We start from the raw sequence: 701 nt of genomic DNA on the forward strand, positions 1-701 counted from the left end.
TGGCGGCGGGTGGACGAGCCGTCCACTTGCGCGAATTTCTCGAACACGTTCTGCAGTTTCTCGGCCGGTATGCCGATGCCGGTGTCTTCGACGCGGACCTTGAGCTGGACCACGTCGTTGACGATCTCGCCGCCGACATCGATCAGCACATGACCCTTCTCGGTGAACTTCACGGCATTGCCGAGCAGGTTGGTGATGATCTGCCGGAAGCGGCCGGCGTCGCCGACGACATGGGCCGGCAGGCGCGGGTCGACACGCACGATCAGTTCGAGGTTCTTTTCGGCGACGCGCGCCGAGACCAGCGTCGCCACATCCTCGACCGCCTCGGAAAGGCGGAAGGGAGCAGGGTCGAGAGTGAGTTGCCCGGCATTGATCTTGGAGAAATCGAGGATGTCGTTGATGATGGTGAGCAGCGCGTTGCCGGATTTGACGATGACGTCGGTGAAGGTCTTCTGGCGCGGGGTCAGATCGGTCTTGGCCAGCAGTTCGGCCATGCCGAGCACACCGTTCATCGGCGTGCGTATTTCGTGGCTCATATTGGCCAGGAATTCCGATTTGGCGCGGTCGGCGGCCTCGGCCTTGAACAGGGATTCGGCGGATTCGGCAAAGGCGCGGCGGATTGCCACTTCCATCGGGCGGAAGATCCAGAAGGCGACGATGGCAAGTGCCGCGAACAGGATGCCGCTCGCCCACAGCAGCAG

At 62.6% G+C, this 701-nt stretch carries 1 protein-coding gene; it reads right to left on the reverse strand.

The genetic code is table 11. The annotated features are described in order from the left end of the window. The coding region (locus EN893_RS36495) for a histidine kinase dimerization/phospho-acceptor domain-containing protein (RefSeq protein ID WP_245490987.1) at positions 1-701 on the reverse strand (701 nt) is incomplete at both ends.

The organism is Mesorhizobium sp. M7A.F.Ca.CA.004.04.2.1, from assembly GCF_004022825.1.
GTDB lineage: Bacteria > Pseudomonadota > Alphaproteobacteria > Rhizobiales > Rhizobiaceae > Mesorhizobium.